Here is an 18,861-nt window from a genome sequence, read left to right on the forward strand (position 1 = left end):
GCGTCAGAGGCGGCGGTCGGCGAGGACCGGGAAGCCTTCACGGGTGCTCGTGACGAGCGCCGGGTCGATGTCGACGACGAGGACCTCTTCGTCGGCACCGGCCTCGGCCAGCACCTCACCCGTCGGCGCGACGATCTGGCTGTGCCCGCCCATCTCGGTGGCAGCGTGCGTGCCGGCGGTGTTGCACTGGACGACGAACGCCTGGTCCTCGACTGCCCTCGCCCGACCGAGCAGGCTCCAGTGGGCGACCCGGGCGGCGGGCCACGCGGCCGGCACGACGTAGAGCTCCGAGCCCGCGTCGAGCTGCTGGCGATAGAGCTCCGGGAAGCGCAGGTCGTAGCAGGTGGACATGCCCACCGCGATCGATTCGCCTGCGCCGGAAGGGATCTGGGTCGTGACGACGTCGGTGCCGGCCTCGAGCAGCTTGGGTTCACCCGAGCCGAAACCGAACCGGTGAATCTTGCGGTATGCCGTCCGCCCACCCTTCGCGGTCACGAGGACTGAGGTGTTGGCGAGCGTGTGCCCGTCCGGCCCGGGTTCGGGCAGACGCTCGATGAACGACCCCGCGTGAAGGGTGATCCTGGCGTCGGCGGCGAGCGCCGTCATGGCGGTGACCCATGGGCCGTCGAGCGGCTCGGCGAGCCCCTCCCACCGGCGGTAGTCGAAGCCGGTCGGGCCCCACAGCTCGGGCAGGACGACGAGGTTGGGACGGTGGTCGTCGGCCACGTGGCGCACGAGGGAGGTGACCCGCTCGACGCGCTCCGGCATGGACTCGTCGTCGCCGTAGCCCAGCTGGATGACCGCGATGCGCATCAGTCGCTCTCCTTGGTCTCGTCGCCGAGGCGTCCGAGCCGCGCGTTGTAGGCACGCAACGCCGCGTCGTCGTCGCGGTCGGCCTGCCGGTCGAGTCGCACCGTCTCCTGACGGTCACGGCTGAACCATTGTCGCGCGACGAGGATTGCCAGGATGAGGGTTGGTGCCTCGCCGAAGCCCCACGCGATCTCGCCGGCACGTTCCTGGTCGGCGAGCAGCTGCGGACCCCACGGCAGGTTGATCTGCTCGAAGAACCCGGGTGCGAGGACGAACTTCGTGCCGGTGAGCGCCACCCCGAAGAAGGCGTGGAACGAGATCGTCACGAAGAGGATGACGAGGAGCATCGCAGGGGTCCACTTCGGCGGCCCGGGGTCGATGCCGATGAGCACCCAGGTGAAGAGATACCCGGTGATGAAGAAGTGGGCCAGCATCAGCAGGTGGCCCGAGTGGGTGGTCAGTGCCACCTCGAACAACGGCGACCAGTAGAAGGCGGCCAGGCTGCCGAAGAACAGCACCGCGGCGACGACGGGGTTGGCGACGACCTTGAGTGCCCGCGAGTGGACGAGCTGGAGGATGACCTCGCGCGGACCCCAGGTGCGGTCCTGACGTGAGGGCAGGGCCCGCAGCGCGAGGGTGAGTGGAGCCGCTGGCACGAGCAACAGCGGCACGACCATCGCAACGATCATGTGCATGACCATGTGGACCGAGAAGAGCACCCGGCCCCAGATGTCGGGGGCACCGCTCGTGGCCCACACGAACATGATCCAGCCGAGGGTCCACAGGATCGTGCGGTGGATCGGCCACGTGTCGCCGCGCCGTTGGAGCTTCATGACCCCAGCGACGTACAGCCCCACGGCGAGCACGGCGATGCTGATCATGAGCCAGTTCGGCCGCCACGCGGAGAACCAGTCCGCGGCAGACATCGGACCGGGGTCGGGGAAACCGGTGATCGCGAGGACCGCACTGGGCGACTGCTCGGCGTCGGGCACGGGCGGTGGGGTGCGACCAAGGACAGCACCAAGTCCCATCGCCGCGGCCATGAGGGCGAGCTCGACGAGCACGAGGCGGGAGAAGGCGTTGCCACCCTGACCGATGCTGGCGATGACGCGTCGGCGCTGCTGCCAACCGAAGATGCCGAGCACGACGATGATCGCGGTCTTCGCGACGATCATCGCGCCATAGGCCGAGTTGAGGCCAGCAAGGGAACCCAGCCGGATGACCGCCTGCTGCAGACCCGTGATGGCCACGGCGGCATACGACCAACCGGCCAGCACGGAGTAGCGCGCGACCGTGGCACCGAGGTCCTTGCCGATGCGCGGTCGCATCAGGGCGATCGCCAGGAGGCCACCGACCCAGACGGTGACGCCGATGAGGTGGACACCGAGCGAGTTCACCGCGTCCTCGTGGCTGGCGCTCCCGGCCGAGTGCCCGGTGAGGGCGACGATGACGATGCCCCCGAGCGCGAGGGCGGCCAACCAGGCGTAGGCCGCACGCGTCCGCGCCATCATGGCGCCACCGGTCACGACCAGGGCCACGCCCGTCGAGATGGACAGGACGCGGGTGACCTCGAGCGACCACACGAACGTGAGGAACTGGCGCCCCAGCTCCGGGCTGCCCAGGCCGAGGCCGGCGAGGGAGGCAAAGGTGAACAGGACTCCGAGGCCGGCCGACACGAACCAGATGACACCGGTGACGGCGGCGAGGCGCGAGGCCTGGATGCGGCGTTCAGTCGTCTTGCGCTCCGGCACGAGGAACGCCGCGAGGATGAGCAGACCCAGCGTGGCCGCCGACGAGAGGTCGCTGACGACGCGCAGCAGGGGCAGCGCCCAACGCACCAGGGGCCCGGGGTCATCGAGCACGAGTGGGGACAGGACACCCGCCAACGTTGCCGCGACCAGGGCGACGACGAGCCCACTCACGGTCACGACCGCCACCGGACCCAACGGTGTGCGCGCGGGGAGGGGGGCAGTGCTCATGTGCGACAGCCTAGGCAGGGCGGCTGGACGGCGCGGTCCTGCCCCGACCGCGCCCGACCCGGATCGGTGCCAGAGTGGAGGCGATGAACTTCTCCCCGCCTCCCCTGACTGTGGGACTCGACGTCGAGGCGAGCGCCGATGTCGTCTGGAACCTGCTCATCCGGGTCGACGAGTGGCCGCGCTGGGGCCCGTCGGTGAGTCGGGCGGCCATCGACGGTGGTGGACCACGGATCGGCCCCGGTGCCACGGGAACGGTGTGGACCACACCCGGCCCGGCGGTCCCCTTCCGGATCGAGGCCTGGCAGGGCACGGGAGCCGTGCGTCACTGGTCCTGGCGAGTCGCTGGGGTGCCAGCGACCGGGCACACCGTCCGGGAGCGTGACGGCGGGTGTCGCGTCGAGATGTCGGCCCCGTGGTGGGCCCCGGGATACCTACCTGTCCTCTGGGTGGCGCTGCGCCGTGTCAAGGCTCTCGCGCAGGACCCCGCACCCACGTCCCCTCGCTAGGGTCGCTTCATGTCTCCGATCACGACGGCCCCGCAGGACCTTGCCGAGCTCACCGCGGCCTACTCGCACACGGTGCAGGCGATCGTCGACCTCGGGCACTCCCTGCGCGAGGGCGACGAGGAGCTCGCGACCGACTGCCCGGGCTGGTCGGTGAAGGACCAGTTCGCCCACGTGGTCAGCCTCGAGGCGTGGGTGCAGGGCGAGACCGTCCCCGACATCGACGTGCGCGGTCGCGCCCACGTGAAGAGTGGGCTCGGCGCCGTGGTCGAGAAGTTCCTCGAGTCCCGGCGGGACCGCTCCCTCGAGGAGCTCCTCGAAGAGCTCGACAGCCTCTCGACCGCCCGGATCGCCCACCTCGGGGCCGAGACGACGTCGCCCGACGACCCGGCGCTCGGCCCGTTCGGCCCGACCACCCTGCTCGGCCTGATGCAGAACCGCGTCTTCGACCTCTGGGTCCACGAGCAGGACATCCGCGGCGCCATCGGTCGCCCCGGCAACCTCGACTCCCCCGGTGCCGCGCTCACGGTGCAGACCCTCTTTGCCGCCCTACCCAGGGCCGTGGCACGCACGGCCCAGGTCCCGCCCGGCGAGGCCGTCATCCTCGACCTCACCGGGCCGGTCATCGGCCGGGCCGGCGTGCGGGTCGAGGAGCGTGACGGCAAGCCGCACGGCATACCCCTGTTCTCCGGCGGTTCGGAAGACACGGCGGAACACGCACCGGTGGTGGCGACGACGATCACCCTGTCGACGCAGGCGGCAACCCGTCGCGCCGCCGGCCGCATCGCGACAGCCGACACGCACTACACGGTCGTCGGCGACGAGGACGTCGCCCGCCGGGTCCTCGACGCCCTCGTCATCGCCCCCTGACCGGAAGTCCTCCAGCAGGACAGTTGCGCTCTGCAAGCATTCGGGTGCAGACTTGCTTGTATGCCGCAAGCAACAGAACCGCTCAAGCCGCGGGAGGAGTTCGGAGACTCACTCGTCCGCTCGTTCAAGCTCATGGGTGCCGTGAAGCAGCGCTCGCCCCGCCTGCACCCCAAGGTCGACCCGATCGGCTACCCGCTGCTGTTCAACCTGCGCGACGAACCGCGCCGCGTGTCCGAGATCGCCGAACGCGTCCACCTCGACATCTCCACCGTGAGCCGCCAGGTCACGACGCTCGTCGGGCAAGGGCTCGTCGCCAAGGTCGCTGACCCCAGCGACGGCCGCGCCCAGATGCTCACCCTCACCGACGAGGGTCGCCAGATGCTCATCGAGGTCCGGGCCCGCCGCAACGCCTGGCTCGCCGAGGTCGTCGACGGCTGGTCCGACGCCGACCTCGCCACCTTCGACTCCCTGCTCACCCGCTTCGCCGACGACGTCGAGGCCCACCCACTCTTCGCACCGAAGGACCTCGCATGACCGCAACCACGTCCGCACCGGACCAGCCCCTGACGCACCGTCAGATCGTCACGATCCTCGTCGGGCTCATGTCCGGCATGTTCCTCGCCGCACTCGACCAGACGATCGTCGCGACGTCGATCCGCACCATCGCCGACGACCTCAAGGGCCTCGAGCACCAGGCGTGGGCGACGACGGCCTACCTCATCACCGCCACGATCGTCACGCCGCTCTACGGCAAGCTCTCCGACATCTACGGCCGCAAGAAGTTCTTCATCACGGCCATCAGCATCTTCATCGCCGGCTCGATCCTCTGCACGTTCTCGACCTCGATGCTCCAGCTCGCGGCGTTCCGCGCGATCCAGGGCCTCGGCGCCGGTGGCCTCTTCTCGTTGGCACTGGCGATCGTCGGCGACATCGTGCCGCCGCGTGAGCGCGCGAAGTACCAGGGCTACTTCCTCGCCGTCTTCGGCACCTCGTCGGTGCTCGGCCCGGTCGTCGGCGGGTTCCTCGCCGGCACGGACAGCATCCTGGGCATCACCGGATGGCGCTGGGTCTTCCTCGTGAACGTCCCGATCGGCATCGCCGCCCTCGTCCTCGTCTCCAAGACGTTGCACCTGCGCCACACCCGGCTCAACCACCGCATCGACTGGACCGGCGCTGCCCTGCTCTCCGTGTCGCTCATCCCGCTCCTCCTCGTCGCCGAACAGGGTCGCGAGTGGGGCTGGACCTCGGGCAACGCCATCGCCTGCTACGCCATCGGTGTCCTCGCCGCGGCCGCGTTCTTCTGGCAGGAGGCCCGCATGGGCGAAGAGGCGATCCTGCCGCTGGCCATGTTCAGGAACCGCACGGTCGGTGTCGCGTCAGGCGCCTCGGTCCTCATCGGTATCGCGATGTTCGGCGGGCTCGCCTCGCTGCCGCTCTACCTCCAGATCGTCAAGGGCGCGTCGCCGACCGAGGCCGGGCTGCTGCTCCTGCCGATGACGCTCGGCATCATGTCGGGCTCGATCGTCTCGGGCCAGATCATCAGCCGCACCGGTCGCTACCGGATCTTCCCGGTCATCGGCGTCGCGCTGCTCATGGTGTCGCTGTTCGTCTTCCACTACATCCACTTCGACACCCCGTTGTGGCAGACGATGATCGTCATGGTCTTCTTCGGCCTGGGACTCGGCTTCAACTTCCAGCCGCTCACCCTGGCCGTCCAGAACGCCGTGCCGCCGCAGCAGATCGGCGTCGCCACGTCGACCGCGACCTTCACCCGTCAGATCGGTGGCACCATCGGCACCGCCGTCTTCCTGTCCATCCTGTTCTCGCTCGTCCCGGACAAGATCGCTGGCGCGATGAAGGCCGTGGCCCCCACCCCGGAGTTCCAGCAGGCGCTGCGCGACCCGGCCAACGCGGCCTTCGCCAAGCAGCTCGCCGAGTCCCAGGCGGGCGGCGCCGGTTCGGCGGCCGCGAGCAGCGGTGTGCTGCAGGACAGCTCGTTCCTCACCAACCTCGACGAGCGACTGGCCAAGCCGTTCCTCATGGGCTTCAGCGAGGCGATGGACCACGTGTTCCTCGTCGGTGCAGCGGTCATGGTGCTCGGCTTCATCGTCATGTGGTTCCTGCCCGAGGTCGAGCTCCGCAAGGGTTCGGCCTATCAGGAGCGCAACGACTCCGCCGACGCCGACGCTGCAGCAGCGGACGCGACCACGGCCTGAGCGCCTTCGTCCCGAACCCGCCCCCAACTGGGCGGGTTCGGGACCGGTTCGGGCGGGCGTCAGGCGCGGATGGCGCGGCCGATCTTGCGGCCCCAGGCCGCGGCGATGAGGGCCGAGAGCAGCGCTGCCGTCACCGGGAGTGCGAACGTCTCGTGAGCACCCCACGAATCGACGAGTATGCCGCTGAGTGCCGTTCCTGAGGCGACTCCGACGAGCAGCCCGGTGATCGCCACGGCGATGCCCTCGGTGATGAAGGCCCGCGGGACGAGCTGTTGCGCGAGCGTGATTCCCGTGATGAGCGTGGGTGCCGTCGCGGAGCCGGCGATGAACATCATCGCGGTGAGGCCCCACAGGTTGTCGATGAGGAGCACCGGAGCCTCGAGGACGAACATCGCGAGGGCGCACCAGACGAAGCGTTTGGCGATGCTGCCGGTGAACTTGCGCGTGCCGAAGACGATGGCCGACAGGGCAGAACCGAGGGCGAAGGCGCCGAGGATGACCGAGCTCATGCCCGTGCGACCAGCCTCGTCGGAGACCGCGACCGCTACCACCTCGTTGCCGCCGAACACGCACCCGACCATGAAGAGGGCGGCCCCCACCGCGGCAACTCCCGGGCGCGTGATGGCCAGACCGTGTGGCCGTTCGTCGTGGGGAACGACGGGCGGCTCCGAGCGGCGCTCGGCCAGGAAGAACAGCGATCCGGCCGTGAAGATGATGTAGGCGAGGAGCAGCCCCGCCTCTGGGAAGAGCGTCGTCGCAGCGAGGACGGCCAGCACCGGACCGAGGACGAAGGTGCCCTCCTCGACGACCTGCTCCAGGGACATGGCGGCGTGCAGGGCGTCCGGCTCATCTCGCAGGAGGTGGGCCCACCGTGCGCGGGACATCGGTCCCATCTCGGGAAGGAAGGCCGACACGGCATACCCGACGAAGAGGGTCCACGCGGGCGCCCCGGCGGCCGACAGCGCGACGGTGACCAGACCGGCGACGAAGGTCATCAGGATGAACGGCATCGAGGCGCGACGCTGGCCGTGCTTGTCGACGAGTCGGCCGATGTAGGGGCCGGCCGCGGCCAGGACGATGATGCCGCCAGCCGAGACCGCACCGGCCAGACCGTAGGAGTCGCGACGGGTGGCGACCATGACGATGACCGCGACACCGAACATGGCCCCGCCGACGCGAGACAACGCACTGGCCGCGAGGAACCGCCAGGCACCCGGGATGGCCAACAGTGGGCGATAGGTCGAGAGCACGGGCCAACTCTGACACGCGGCCACCACTGTCCCGAACCGACTTCACCGGGACAGCGGACAACCAGTGCTGTGGAATCAGCCCCAGACGAGGGCGCGGGCCGGGTCCTCGAGGATCGCGGCGACGTCGGCGAGATAGCGCGACCCCAGCTCACCATCGACGAGTCGGTGGTCGAAGCTCAACGCGAGCGTCGTGACCGAACGCGGCACGATCTCCTCGTTGCCATCGGCATCGGTGACGACCCACGGGCGACGGCTGATCGTGCCGAACGCCAGGATCGCGGATTCACCGGGGTTGAGGATGGGCGTGCCCGCATCGATGCCGAAGACACCGATGTTGGTGATCGTGATCGTCCCGCCAGCCATCTCGGCCGGCTGCGTGCGACCCTCGCGGGCCGTGGCCGTGAGGGCTCCGATGCCCTCGGCGAGCTCACGCAGGTTGAGCCGGTCGGCGTCCTTGATGTTGGGGACGACGAGCCCCCGCGGGGTGGCCGCGGCGATGCCGAGGTTGACGTAGTTCTTGAGGACGATCTCCTGCGCCGCCTCGTCCCACGCCGCGTTGATCTCGGGGTTGCGACGGGCCGCCAGGATCATCGCCTTGGCGAGGATGAGCAGCGGCGTGACCTTGACGTCCTTGAACTCGCGATCCTTCTTCAGCTTCGCGACGAGGTCCATCGTGGCGGTGACATCGACGGTCACCCACTCGGTGACGTGCGGCGCCGTGAACGCGCTGCCGACCATCGCCTGGGCGACCATCTTGCGCACACCCTTGATGGGCACGCGGACTTCGCGTTCGCCTCCGGCCCACGCCGCTGCCGGGGCCGCTGCGGTCCCGGCCGAAGCGGCAGGTGCAGCAGCAGCGGAAGCGGCGCCTGCGGCATACCCCTCAAGGTCTGCCCGGGTGACGACTCCGCCGTCGCCCGTGGCCACGACGGCGCCAAGATCGACGCCGAGGTCCTTGGCGAGCTTGCGCACCGGCGGCTTGGCCAGCACTTTCCCGCCCGACACAACGGGAGCAGGTGCGGCCACCGGTGCGACGGGTTCGGGCACGGGCGCCGGGGCCGGAGCGGCAGCCACAGGGGCAGCCACCACCGGAGCTGCGGTGGTCTTGCGAGCGCGACGGGCCGTCCCACCGGCCTTGGGGCCGTAGCCGACGAGCGTCTTGACCGGCTCCTCCTCGGCCTCGTCCGCAGCGGCGGACACAGGCTCGGCAGAGGGAGATTCGGCCGGAGCGTCGCCACCGAGCCCGTCGTCGATGGAGATGATCGGCGTGCCGACCTGGACCTCGTCGCCGACGTTCACGTGCAGTGCCGACACCGTGCCGGCCCACGGGATGGGCAGCTCGACGAGCGACTTGGCCGTCTCGATCTCGACGACGATGTCGTTGACCTTGACGGTGTCGCCGACGGCAACGTTCCACGTGACGATCTCGGCCTCGAGCAGACCCTCACCGGGGTCGGGGAGGTTGAAGTGCTTCACACCCATTGCGTCCTCAAACTCTCAGTAGGCGAGCGCGCGGTCGACACCGTCGAGCACGCGGTCGAGATCGGGCAGGTAGAGCTCTTCGAGCTTCGATGCCGGGTAGGGCGTGTTCCAGCCCGCGACCCGGATGACCGGCGCCTCGAGGGAGTAGAAGCAACGCTCCGTCACCATGGCGGCGATCTCGGAGCCGACCGACACGAACGACGGCGCCTCCTGGGCGACGACGAGACGGCCGGTCTTCTCGACCGACCGCGTGATGGCCTCGATGTCGAGCGGGCTGATCGAGCGCAGGTCGATGACCTCGAGCGAGCGTCCCTCCGCCTCGGCGGCCGCAGCCGCGTCGAGGCAGACCTTGACCATCGGGCCCCAGCAGGCCACGGTCACGTCGGTGCCCTCGCGGACCACGTGCGCCGAGAACAGGTCGCGGGACGCGGCGGGTGCGTCGAAGTCGACCTCACCCTTCTCGTGATAGCGCCGCTTGGGCTCGTAGAAGATCACCGGGTCGTCGCACTCGATGGCCTGCTGGATCATCCAGTAGGCGTCCTCCGGGTTGGAGCAGAACACCACGCGCAGCCCGAGGGTGTGCGCGAAGTAGGCCTCGTTGGACTCACTGTGGTGCTCGACCGCGCCGATGCCACCACCCATGGGGATGCGGACGACGACGGGCACCTTGATGGCGCCGCGCGAGCGCGAGTGCAGCTTGGACAGCTGGGAGACGATCTGGTCAAAGGCCGGATAGACGAAGCCGTCGAACTGGATCTCGACGACGGGCCGGTAGCCGCGCAGCGCCAGGCCGATCGCGGTGCCCATGATCCCGGACTCGGCGAGCGGGGTGTCGATGACACGGTCCTCGCCGAAGTCCTTCTGGAGGTGCTCGGTGATGCGGAAGACGCCGCCGAGCTTGCCGATGTCCTCGCCCTGGAGGATGACCTTGGGGTCGTTCTCCATGGCCTTGCGCAGGCCGGCGTTGAGGGCCTTGGCGATCGTGGATTTTTGAGTTGCCATGGTCGGTCACGCACCTTCCGCGGTCTCGAAGGACGCTTGGTATGCCGTGAAGGTCGCCTTGTCATCCGCGACCTGCTGGTGCGGCTCGACGTAGACCTGGTCGAAGATGTCGCCGACCTCGGGGTCCGCCATGCCGACGGTGGCGGCGCGCACGTGCTCGCCCAGCTCGTCGGCCTCCTGCTCGATGGCGTCGAAGAACTCGGCGTCGGCGATGCCCTCGTGGGCCAGCCAACGCTTGTAGCGGGCGATCGGGTCGCGCAGCTTCCAGATCTCGACCTCGGCCGAGATGCGGTACTTGGTGGGGTCGTCCGAGGTCGTGTGCGCGGCCATCCGATAGGTGAAGGCCTCGATCAAGGAAGGCCCATCACCGGAACGGGCACGGTCGAGCATCGCGGTCGTCACGGCATACGAGGCAAGAACGTCGTTGCCGTCGACCCGGATGCCCGGGAAGCCGAAGCCGTCGGCGCGCTTGTAGATCGGTGCGCGGGTCTGGCGGGCGTTGGGCTCCGAGATGGCCCACTGGTTGTTCTGGCAGAAGAAGACGACCGGGCTGTTGTAGACACCGGCGAAGACGAACGCCTCGTTGTTGTCGCCCTGCGCGGTCGCGCCGTCGCCCATGCAGGCGATGACGGCGGCGTCGCGCGCGTCGTCACCCGTGCCCACGGCACCGTCGCGCTGGATGCCCATGGCGTAGCCGGTGCCGAGGAGGCTCTGGTTGCCGATGACGATGGTGTAGCTGTGGAAGCCGAACTCGGCCGGGTCCCAGGCGCCCTTGTCGACACCGCGGTACATCGCGATGAGGCGCATCGGGTCGAGGCCGCGGGCCCAGGCCAGACCGTGCTCGCGGTAGCCGGGGAAGGCGTGGTCCTGCTTGCGCATCGCGCGGCCGGCGCCGATCTGGGCGGCTTCCTGGCCGAGGAGCGAGGCCCACAGGCCGAGCTCACCCTGACGCTGGAGCGAGGTCGCCTCGAGGTCGAAGCGGCGGACGAGGACCAGGTCGCGATACAGGCCGCGCAGGTCATCGTGACTCAGGGCGTCAACGATCTCGTCGTACTCAGCATGGGGAATGCGCTCACCCTCAGGGGTGAGGAGCTGGACCATGTCGGGGCCACCATCGGCGGCTGCGCGGGGCTCTACTGCTGCGGGATCCACTGACACGTGGTGGTCCATTCCGCCGACGGGCGGCGTTGCAGCGACGTCAATGTCGCTCACGGGCACTCCTGTTCCCTGGGGCGCCATTGGTGGCGACGCCCGGTTCGGGCCGCCGGCTCCACACGCTCGTGCACGCGCGGCCCGGACGGCGGTGTCTGGCGAGGTCCTCGGGGTGTGAGGGGGCTCACCAAGCCTGCTGGGCCAAACCGTACCGCGAGGGTGGCGCTGCCTCCCAAACGCACTGGCCACGGAACCCTTCCGGGCCTCGCGGCGTCCTAGGTTCATGCGTATGCGAACTTCCGTGGGCCACCGAACGACCGGGTATGCCGTGAGCGCACTGTGCGCTGTTGCCCTCCTGTCCTCGTGTGGTTCGGGAGAGTCGGGGGGTGGGGCGGGTGCGACGCAGAGCCCCGGCGCGACGGTGTCGGCCAGTCCCAGCGCATCGGGCTCGCCGACCGCGTCCATGCCCTCGAACGGGCGGGCCCGACCGACGGTGATGTCCGGGCGGGTGACGTCGATCAAGGACGGCTGCATCGTGTTCAAGAACGACCGGGACGCCCACCGATGGGTCCTCATCGGTGAGACGAAGAGCCTCATCGGCGGGACGGCATACGTGATCCAAGGGGTCGCGATGGACAGCCTGGACCCGACCTGTTCCGACGCACTGCCCTTCCACGTCACCGATGTCACCGTGCGGGAGGAGCAGGAGTCAGTCCCGCTGCCGAGCGGGAGCTCCCCGGGTCAGGCGGTCACCCTGACGGGCACCGTCGCCGATGGTGTCGAGGCCGGGTGCCGGGTGCTCACCACCGATCAGGGCACCTTCGTCCTCATCGGCTCCGTCACGGTGCCGAACGGACGCGTCACGGTGACGGGGCAGCGGAGCGCCACCACGATGTCAACCTGCCAGCAGGGTCCGCTCTTCGAGGTTTCGAAGGTCTCGCCCGCCAGTTGACCGTGGGCGGTAGCGTCCGAGCATGCGTCGCCGCCGCTGGCCCCGAGTCCTCGCCGGACTGCTCGCCCTGATCGTCCTGGCCGCGATCGGCGGCTACTGGTACGAACGTCCGCTGCTGCGCACCGGGACGGGGTATGCCGCGCACAACGCGTGCGCTCTGGCGTTCATCGCCCACCGCTCGAACCCCGAGACCGACCTGCCGCCGAACCCGCTCGTGCCCTACCTGTCGACAGGCATCGACGACGGCGCGAAGAGTGCGAAGACCTCGATCAAGGGACTGCTCGCGGGACAGGAGGCGGCTTACTCGCCCGAGACCGGGTGCACGGTGGGCGGCAAGCCCGAGGTGGCCACCCCCGGCCCGGCTCCCGCGGCCATGGCGGCCAACGCCCTCGGGGCCAATGCGTTGCCCGGAACGAGAATCGCCTCTGACGCGGGTATGGATCAGCTCATCGATGCAGCGTTCGGCAACGAGCTCGCTCCAGCAGCGAAGGAGCGGCTCGGCACTCGGGCCGTGGTCGTGGTCCGCGACGGCGCGATCATCGGCGAGCGCTACGCCGACGGCTTCACCAGGGACACGCCCCAGCTCGGCTGGTCGATGACGAAGTCGGTCGCCAATCTCATCACTGGGCGCCTCGTCCTCGATGGAACCGTCAAGGTCACCGATGACCACCTCCGACCTGAGTGGAAGGACGACCGCTCCACGATCACGATCGACCAGCTGCTCCGGATGACCGGTGGCCTGGCGTGGGACGAGACCTATGACCTCGGCACGCCCATCACCCAGATGCTCTACGGCGAGTCCGACATGGCTGGCTACGTCGCATCGCAGAAGCTCGCCCACCCACCGGGCTCCTATCAGCAGTACTCCAGCGGCAGCACGACCCTCCTCTGCTCCGTGCTCGGCGCGAAGGCGAAGGCCACCTCGAAGCTCGCGGCGGCTCAGGTCTTCGCACCGCTCGGCCTCAGCTCGGCCGTCCTCGAGACCGACGGGGTCGGGACGCCGGTGTGCAGCTCCTACCTCTGGGCGACTCCGCGGGACTGGGCGGCGCTCGGCCAGTTCGCCCTGCAGGACGGCGTGTGGAATGGCCAACGGCTGCTGCCCGAGGGGTGGATGGCCTCGTCGACCAAGGTCACACCGGTGAAGACGACCGAGGAGAAGGGCTACGCCGCGGGCTGGTGGTCCAACACCGACGCGGACGGCAGCCTCGTCGAGCCCACCCTCACGGCGGACACCTATTCGATGCAGGGCCATGACGGACAGCGCGTCTATGTCGTCCCGAGCAAGAAGCTCGTCGTCGTCCGGCTCGGCTTCAGCCCGGACCTGGCCGGCGAGGACCCGGCGATTACGCCTCTCGTGGCCGCCCTCTCACGCTGACGCGCTTCGCCCGACGTCCTTGAGGGTCGAGACGGTGCGGCGCACGACGGCTCGTTCGGCCCGGTCCGGACGGGACAGAGCGACGATCCACCGGCGGGCATTGACCCCGCGCAACGGCCGGAGCACCACCCCGTCCCGGGGCCGCGTGGTGAAGCGAGGGAGCAGCGCCAGTCCGATCCCGCGCACCACGAAGGCCTCGGCAACCCGGTTGTCCCGCACCCGCTGGACGACCCTGACCGGGCGGCCGGTGACGCGCTCGACCCCGTCGAGGACGGTCGCGAACGGATAGCCCTCGGGCACCCCGACCCACGGTTCGTCCACGACGTCCCGGGGGCTGAGCTGGTCCTTGGCCGCGAGCAGGTGGGTGGCGGGCAGGGCCACGTCGAGGGGTTCGCGGGCCAGCACCGTGCGGGCGAGGTGCTCGGCTCCGCGCGGAACAGCACTGAGCAGGCTGTGCCCGATGACGACGTCGTGGTCGGCGGCGAGCGTCGCGTAGTCCTCCTCCGACACGTCCGTGTCACTGAGCTCGAGGTCGATCCCCTCGTCGGCCAGACGCACCAGAGCCGGTGGCACGAGGAACTCCGCCGCGCTCGTGAGCGAGGCAATGCGCACGGTCCCGGTCGGTCGGCCGCGGAACTCGTCGAGTCGCGCCTCCACCCGGGCCAGCGAGGTCTCGACGTCGACGGCGGCGTCTGCGAGGAGTCGCCCGGCATCAGTGAGTCGCAGGCCTCGGCCAACGGGCTCGACGAGCCGGATACCGAGGTCACGCTCGGCGGTGCGCAGCTGCTGTGACACGGCTGAACCGGTGCGGTGGGTCGCGAGCGCCACCGCCGTGACGCTGCCGCGGTCGGCGAGCTCGCGCAGCAGGGCCAGGTGTCGAACGTCCATGAAGTCAGCCTAAGGACTAAGGCAAGAAAGATTCAGTAGACCGAAGCAATGTATGCCGGTCACGCTGGACCCGTGCCCACTCGCCACCGTCTCCTCGCCATGCTCGTCGCCGTCCTGTGGGGCGTGAACTTCATCGCCATCCACGCCACGCTCGTGCAGTTCCCGCCGTTCTTCGCCGTCGCCCTCAGGTGGGCGCCGCTGGCGATCGCCGCCGTCCTCTTCGTGCCGAAGCCGGACGTGGCCTGGCGCTGGATCCTGCTCTACGGGTTGGGGTTCGGCATCCTGCAGTTCACCTTCCTCTACTGGGGCATGGCGACGGGTATGCCGGCCGGTCTCGCCTCGCTCGTCCTGCAGAGCTCCGCTCCGTTCACCGTCGTCCTCGGCGCCCTGCTCGGCGAGCACCTGTCACCCCGGCGCGGGCTCGGCGTCCTCATCGCGGTGGGCGGGCTCGCCGTCGTGGGCTCGCAGCGCGGCGACGTCTCGGCGGTGTGGCCGTTCGTCCTGACCGTCCTCGGCGGGCTCGGCTGGGCCGTCGGCAACCTTGCCGTGCGTCGAGCGCGGGCAACGCAACCGGTGCGCCTCACCATGTGGATGAGCGTGGTGCCGCCGATCCCGATGTTCCTGCTCAGCCTCGTCGTCGAAGGTCCAACCCGCATCGCGGACTCCCTCACGACCCTCGGGACCCAGGTCGGTCTCGCGGCCGTCCTGGGCCTGATCTACACGAGCCTCATCGCCACGGTCATCGGCACCGGCATCTGGTCCTGGCTCATGGCGCGGCACCCGGCGGGCACCGTCGCACCGTTCTCGATGCTCGTCCCTGTCACCGGCCTGACGTCCGCGTGGCTCCTGCTCGGCGAGCGGCCCTCACTCGTGGAGTGGCTCGGGTGCGCGATCGTGGTGGTGGGCGTCCTGCTCACCGCGGGCGGCCGGCACACCCCCCGTCCCTCACCTGCAGCGTCCGCGCCGACGGTCGAGAACGCGACCATCCGCGCGGACGCAAGCGGTCAGTCGCGGGGGAAGGCTGCCGTGACCTCGAGCAGCCGGTCGTTGGCCTCGCGCTCGGCGATCGTCGCCCGCACCCCGTCGGTGCCGTAGGGCCGGACCGTCAGGCCGACGGCCTGGCACGCGGCCGCGAACTCGGCCGTGCGCTCGCCCACCGGGAACCACACGAAGTTGGCGTCGGTGTCGGGGATGTCCCAGCCCTGCCTGGTGAGCTCGGCCACGACCCGGGCGCGCTCGGCGACGAGCTCCTTGACCCGGACGTCGAGCTCGTCGAACGCCTCGAGCGAGGCGATCGCGGCCACCTGGGCGAGGGAGTTCACGCCGAACGGAATGGCCGCCTTGCGCAAGGCCTCGGCAATCGGTTCGTGCGCCACGGCATACCCGACGCGAAGCCCCGCCAAGCCGTAGGCCTTCGAGAAGGTGCGCAGCACAAGGACATTGGGACGCGCACGGTGGATCGCGAGCGCATCGGGGGCGTCGTCCGAGGTGACGAACTCGAGGTACGCCTCGTCGAGCACGACCAGCACGTCATCCGGGACGCGGTCGAGGAACGCCTCGAGCTCAGCGGTCCGCACACTCGGGCCGGTCGGGTTGTTGGGCGTGCAGACGAGAACGACCTTGGTGCGGTCGGTGATGGCCTCGGCCATGGCGTCGAGGTCGTGCCGCGCCTCGCTCGTGAGCGGCACCTGGACGGCCTTGGCACCGGCGAGCGCGACAAGGATCGGGTAGGCCTCGAAGCTGCGCCACGCGAACACCACCTCGTCTCCCGCCTCGCAGAACGCCGTGATGATCTGCCCGAGGACGCCGACGCTGCCGGGGCCGGTGGCGATGCGCGCGGCCGGCACGTCGAGCCGCGCGGCGAGCGCCTCGGTGAGCGCGGAAACCCCCATGTCGGGGTAGCGGTTCATCTGCCCGGCCTGCTCGCGCACGACGTCGAGGACGGACGGCAGGGGCGGGTACGGGTTCTCGTTGGAGGAGATCTTGTATGCCGTGATGCCGGCTTGCGCTGCCGCCGGTCGCCCGGCGACGTAGGCCGGAACGGCGTCCAGCGCCCCTCGGAGGCGGACGCGGGGAGCAGGGGTGGAAGCGGTGCCGTCGGTCATGCTCGACACTGTAGAGGCCACCTCACGGGAGCGACGAACGCCACATACGTCACACGCACAGGCCAAGAGGGGCCTTCTTCGTGGGACCATGACCCGGTGCAGAACTTCCTGATCAGAGTCCTCATCAACGCCGTCGCCCTCTGGGCAGCAGCCGGTCTCCTCGACGGCATCAGCTTCGGCACCGACGACGCATGGACCAGCAAGGTCGTGACGATCGTGCTCGTGGCCCTCGTCTTCGGCCTCGTCAACGCCGTCATCCGGCCGATCGCCAAGGTGCTGTCGTTCCCGGCCATCGTGCTGACGCTGGGGCTGTTCACGTTCATCGTCAACGCGTTCATGCTGCAGATCACGGAGTGGATCACCAAGCCCATCGGCCTGGCCTTCACCATCGACGACTTCTTCTGGGACGCAGTCTTCGGCGCGGTCATCATCACCGTCGTGTCGTGGCTGCTGAGCGTCGTCCTGCCCGACGGCGACGACGACTGAGCCACCGCTCGGCCCTCCCCCTCCAGCTCCCTTTTCAGCTCCCTCCTCACTGAACAGCGTCGTTTTCATGGGTCGTCATCACAATGCAGACAGCGCTCCGAGCCAGCGCGGCGTCGTTGCCGCTCTGGTCGCGGGTGCCATCGTCATCGCCGGTGGCGCCTTCGCCCTGGGCAAGGGCACCGGCTCCGACGGCTCCGGCGACACGAGCTCCGGCACGGGGTGCACGGCCGGGGCCCTGCGCGTCGAGGTGACGCCCGAGCTCGCTGACCTCGTCAAGGCCCAGCTGGCCACCGCGACCAAGGCAGATCCGTGCCACCGCTACGAGGTCACCAGCCTGCGGTCCTCGAGCGTCGCGAGCCGCATCCGACAGGGCCGGGCACCTGATGCCTGGATCGCCGACTCCTCCGTCTGGCTCGACCAGACGACCGCCGGCAGCAGCGGCTCCGCGGTCAAGGCCGACTGGGTCGCCGGCGGATCCCTCGCACACTCCCCCGTCGTCCTCGCGAACCCGGTCAAGAGCAAGGACAACTTCAGCGGCGAGTTCACGTCATGGATCGACCTCGTCAACAAGGGCGGCGCGATCCACCTCGCGAACCCCCACCTCGACACCGCCAGCCGGTTGGCCTTCCTCGCCTCACGCGGTGACACACCGACGACCAAGGACGTTGCCGCGGGGCAGCGCATCATCCTGCTCTCACGCTTCGCCGCGACCGGGTCGGCCGACCTCCTCGCCGGCGTCCAGGACCCGACGAAGTCCAACACCACCCGAAGCGAACCGTTCCCGCTCAGCGAACAGGCCCTCGCGGCATACGCCGCATCGGCTCCGGGCACCCTGGCCGCGATCACGCCCAAGGCGGGGACGCTCTCGTTGGACTACCCCTGGGTGCCGGCGCCCGATCTCAGCCCGGAGCTCAAGGAGACTGCTGACGCCGGGCTCAGGGCGCTGACCTCCGCCGGCGCCGTCGATGCGTTCACCAGGGCCGGTTTCCGCAGCGACGACGACGCCGGTGGCCCGACGATCGACGGCGTCGCCCCGCCCACCATCACGGCCCTCAAGCAGATGGCTCCGGCGGCTCGGCTCGACGCCCTGCGCCAGTGGGACGTCCTCAAGGCCGACGCCCGCATGCTCGTCATCATGGACGTCTCCGGCTCGATGAAGACCGTGGCCAAGGACACCGGCGGCAAGACGCGCGCCACGGTGGCTGAGGAGTCCCTCATCACCGCCGCCCAGCGACTGCCCGACGGCAGCGAGGTCGGCGGCTGGATCTTCTCGACCGACAAGGGCGGCAAGGGCAAGGACTGGGCGGCGATCGCTCCCATCGCTCGCCTCGACGAGCCCGAGGGCACGGGAACCCACCGCGACGCCCTCGTCGCCGCACTCAAGAAGTTCCAGACCTACATCAGCGGCGACACCGGGCTCTACGACACGACGGCCGCAGCGTTCGAGGAGATGACGAAGACCTACGACCCCGAGTACTTCAACTCGGTCGTCATCATCACCGACGGCAAGAATGACGACCCGGGCGGCGGACTCGACCTCGACCAGCTGCTCGCCCACATCAAGAAGGGCCACGACCCCACGCGTCCGGTGAGGATCGTCACCATTGGCATGGGCGAGGCCGACACCAAGGTCCTCAAGACCATCTCGACGGCCACGGGCGGCACGACCTACACCGCCAACACCTCGGACGACCTGCTCACGGTGTTCGTCCAGGCCCTGCTGGCGCGCGAACCCGCCCAGGCTCCCTGAGGCGCCCGGCTCGGCTCAGTTTTGCCGGCCCAGCCCACCCT

Annotated in this window: 17 protein-coding genes; 9 read left to right on the forward strand and 8 right to left on the reverse strand. The window is 69.6% G+C overall.

Translation table 11 applies throughout. From position 1 onward, the window contains the following. Positions 1-3 precede the first annotated feature (3 nt). Together JNB_RS11370 and JNB_RS11375 are read right to left on the reverse strand one after the other, a co-directional pair. Positions 4-813: a carbon-nitrogen family hydrolase gene (locus JNB_RS11370; RefSeq protein ID WP_009776613.1), complete on the reverse strand. Its 810-nt coding sequence runs from the start codon at positions 811-813 to the stop codon at positions 4-6. After that, the gene (locus JNB_RS11375) at positions 813-2,789 is read right to left on the reverse strand and encodes a cytochrome c oxidase assembly protein (RefSeq protein WP_148232389.1); all 1,977 of its coding nucleotides are present in this window, start codon (positions 2,787-2,789) and stop codon (positions 813-815) included. Before JNB_RS11375 ends, JNB_RS11370 begins: the two co-directional genes overlap by 1 nt. An 83-nt stretch (positions 2,790-2,872) precedes the next feature. On the opposite strand from JNB_RS11375, the gene JNB_RS11380 reads away from it, so the two are divergent. The 4 genes from JNB_RS11380 to JNB_RS11395 are packed head-to-tail and all read left to right on the forward strand — an operon-like array spanning position 2,873 to position 6,378. Further along, positions 2,873-3,295, forward strand: coding sequence for an SRPBCC family protein (locus JNB_RS11380; RefSeq protein ID WP_009776615.1), 423 nt, complete (start codon positions 2,873-2,875; stop codon positions 3,293-3,295). A 9-nt stretch (positions 3,296-3,304) separates the two neighbouring features. Continuing rightward, positions 3,305-4,162 carry a maleylpyruvate isomerase family mycothiol-dependent enzyme gene (locus JNB_RS11385; RefSeq protein ID WP_009776616.1) on the forward strand — a complete coding sequence of 286 codons (858 nt, stop codon included), beginning with the start codon at positions 3,305-3,307 and terminating at the stop codon, positions 4,160-4,162. Between the two features lie 60 nt (positions 4,163-4,222). Next, positions 4,223-4,696: a MarR family winged helix-turn-helix transcriptional regulator gene (locus tag JNB_RS11390; RefSeq protein WP_009776617.1), complete on the forward strand. Its 474-nt coding sequence runs from the start codon at positions 4,223-4,225 to the stop codon at positions 4,694-4,696. After that, the gene (locus tag JNB_RS11395; protein ID WP_009776618.1) at positions 4,693-6,378 is read left to right on the forward strand and encodes an MDR family MFS transporter; all 1,686 of its coding nucleotides are present in this window, start codon (positions 4,693-4,695) and stop codon (positions 6,376-6,378) included. Before JNB_RS11390 ends, JNB_RS11395 begins: the two co-directional genes overlap by 4 nt. Positions 6,379-6,437: 59 nt before the next feature. Here the strand turns inward: JNB_RS11395 and JNB_RS11400 are convergent, their stop codons facing one another. From JNB_RS11400 to JNB_RS11415, 4 genes are all read right to left on the reverse strand, one after another. Continuing rightward, the gene (locus JNB_RS11400; protein ID WP_009776619.1) at positions 6,438-7,628 is read right to left on the reverse strand and encodes an MFS transporter; all 1,191 of its coding nucleotides are present in this window, start codon (positions 7,626-7,628) and stop codon (positions 6,438-6,440) included. Between the two features lie 75 nt (positions 7,629-7,703). Next, the gene (locus tag JNB_RS11405) at positions 7,704-9,110 is read right to left on the reverse strand and encodes a dihydrolipoamide acetyltransferase family protein (protein WP_009776620.1); all 1,407 of its coding nucleotides are present in this window, start codon (positions 9,108-9,110) and stop codon (positions 7,704-7,706) included. A gap of 15 nt (positions 9,111-9,125) precedes the next feature. Further along, positions 9,126-10,112 (reverse strand): alpha-ketoacid dehydrogenase subunit beta, encoded by a 987-nt coding sequence (locus JNB_RS11410; protein ID WP_009776621.1) that lies wholly within the window; start codon positions 10,110-10,112, stop codon positions 9,126-9,128. A 6-nt stretch (positions 10,113-10,118) separates the two neighbouring features. Beyond that, positions 10,119-11,282: a thiamine pyrophosphate-dependent dehydrogenase E1 component subunit alpha gene (locus tag JNB_RS11415; protein ID WP_202795272.1), complete on the reverse strand. Its 1,164-nt coding sequence runs from the start codon at positions 11,280-11,282 to the stop codon at positions 10,119-10,121. 271 nt (positions 11,283-11,553) lie between these two features. Here JNB_RS11415 and JNB_RS20500 point away from each other — a divergent pair, with 271 nt between their 5' ends. Both JNB_RS20500 and JNB_RS11425 read left to right on the forward strand, forming a co-directional pair. Beyond that, on the forward strand, positions 11,554-12,216 hold the full coding sequence (locus tag JNB_RS20500; RefSeq protein ID WP_148232390.1) for a hypothetical protein: 663 nt from the start codon (positions 11,554-11,556) through the stop codon (positions 12,214-12,216). A 22-nt stretch (positions 12,217-12,238) separates the two neighbouring features. Continuing rightward, on the forward strand, positions 12,239-13,591 hold the full coding sequence (locus JNB_RS11425; RefSeq protein WP_009776624.1) for a serine hydrolase: 1,353 nt from the start codon (positions 12,239-12,241) through the stop codon (positions 13,589-13,591). Here the strand turns inward: JNB_RS11425 and JNB_RS11430 are convergent. After that, a complete protein-coding gene (locus tag JNB_RS11430) occupies positions 13,583-14,479 on the reverse strand; it encodes a LysR family transcriptional regulator (protein ID WP_009776625.1) in 897 nt (298 codons plus the stop codon). The two genes, JNB_RS11425 and JNB_RS11430, sit on opposite strands and share 9 nt — an antisense overlap. A 72-nt stretch (positions 14,480-14,551) precedes the next feature. On the opposite strand from JNB_RS11430, the gene JNB_RS11435 reads away from it, so the two are divergent. Then, a complete protein-coding gene (locus tag JNB_RS11435; protein WP_009776626.1) occupies positions 14,552-15,574 on the forward strand; it encodes an EamA family transporter in 1,023 nt (340 codons plus the stop codon). Here the strand turns inward: JNB_RS11435 and hisC are convergent. Then, positions 15,484-16,584: a histidinol-phosphate transaminase gene (hisC, locus tag JNB_RS11440; RefSeq protein ID WP_009776629.1), complete on the reverse strand. Its 1,101-nt coding sequence runs from the start codon at positions 16,582-16,584 to the stop codon at positions 15,484-15,486. The genes JNB_RS11435 and hisC overlap by 91 nt on opposite strands. 96 nt (positions 16,585-16,680) lie before the next feature. Here hisC and JNB_RS11445 point away from each other — a divergent pair, with 96 nt between their 5' ends. Together JNB_RS11445 and JNB_RS11450 are read left to right on the forward strand one after the other, a co-directional pair. After that, positions 16,681-17,070, forward strand: a complete 390-nt coding sequence (locus tag JNB_RS11445) for a phage holin family protein (protein WP_009776630.1) — start codon at positions 16,681-16,683, stop codon at positions 17,068-17,070. A 67-nt stretch (positions 17,071-17,137) separates the two neighbouring features. Beyond that, positions 17,138-18,820, forward strand: coding sequence for a substrate-binding domain-containing protein (locus tag JNB_RS11450; protein ID WP_009776631.1), 1,683 nt, complete (start codon positions 17,138-17,140; stop codon positions 18,818-18,820). Positions 18,821-18,861 lie beyond the last annotated feature (41 nt).

The organism is Janibacter sp. HTCC2649 (assembly GCF_000152705.1).
In the GTDB taxonomy this organism is placed as follows: Bacteria; Actinomycetota; Actinomycetes; order Actinomycetales; family Dermatophilaceae; genus Knoellia.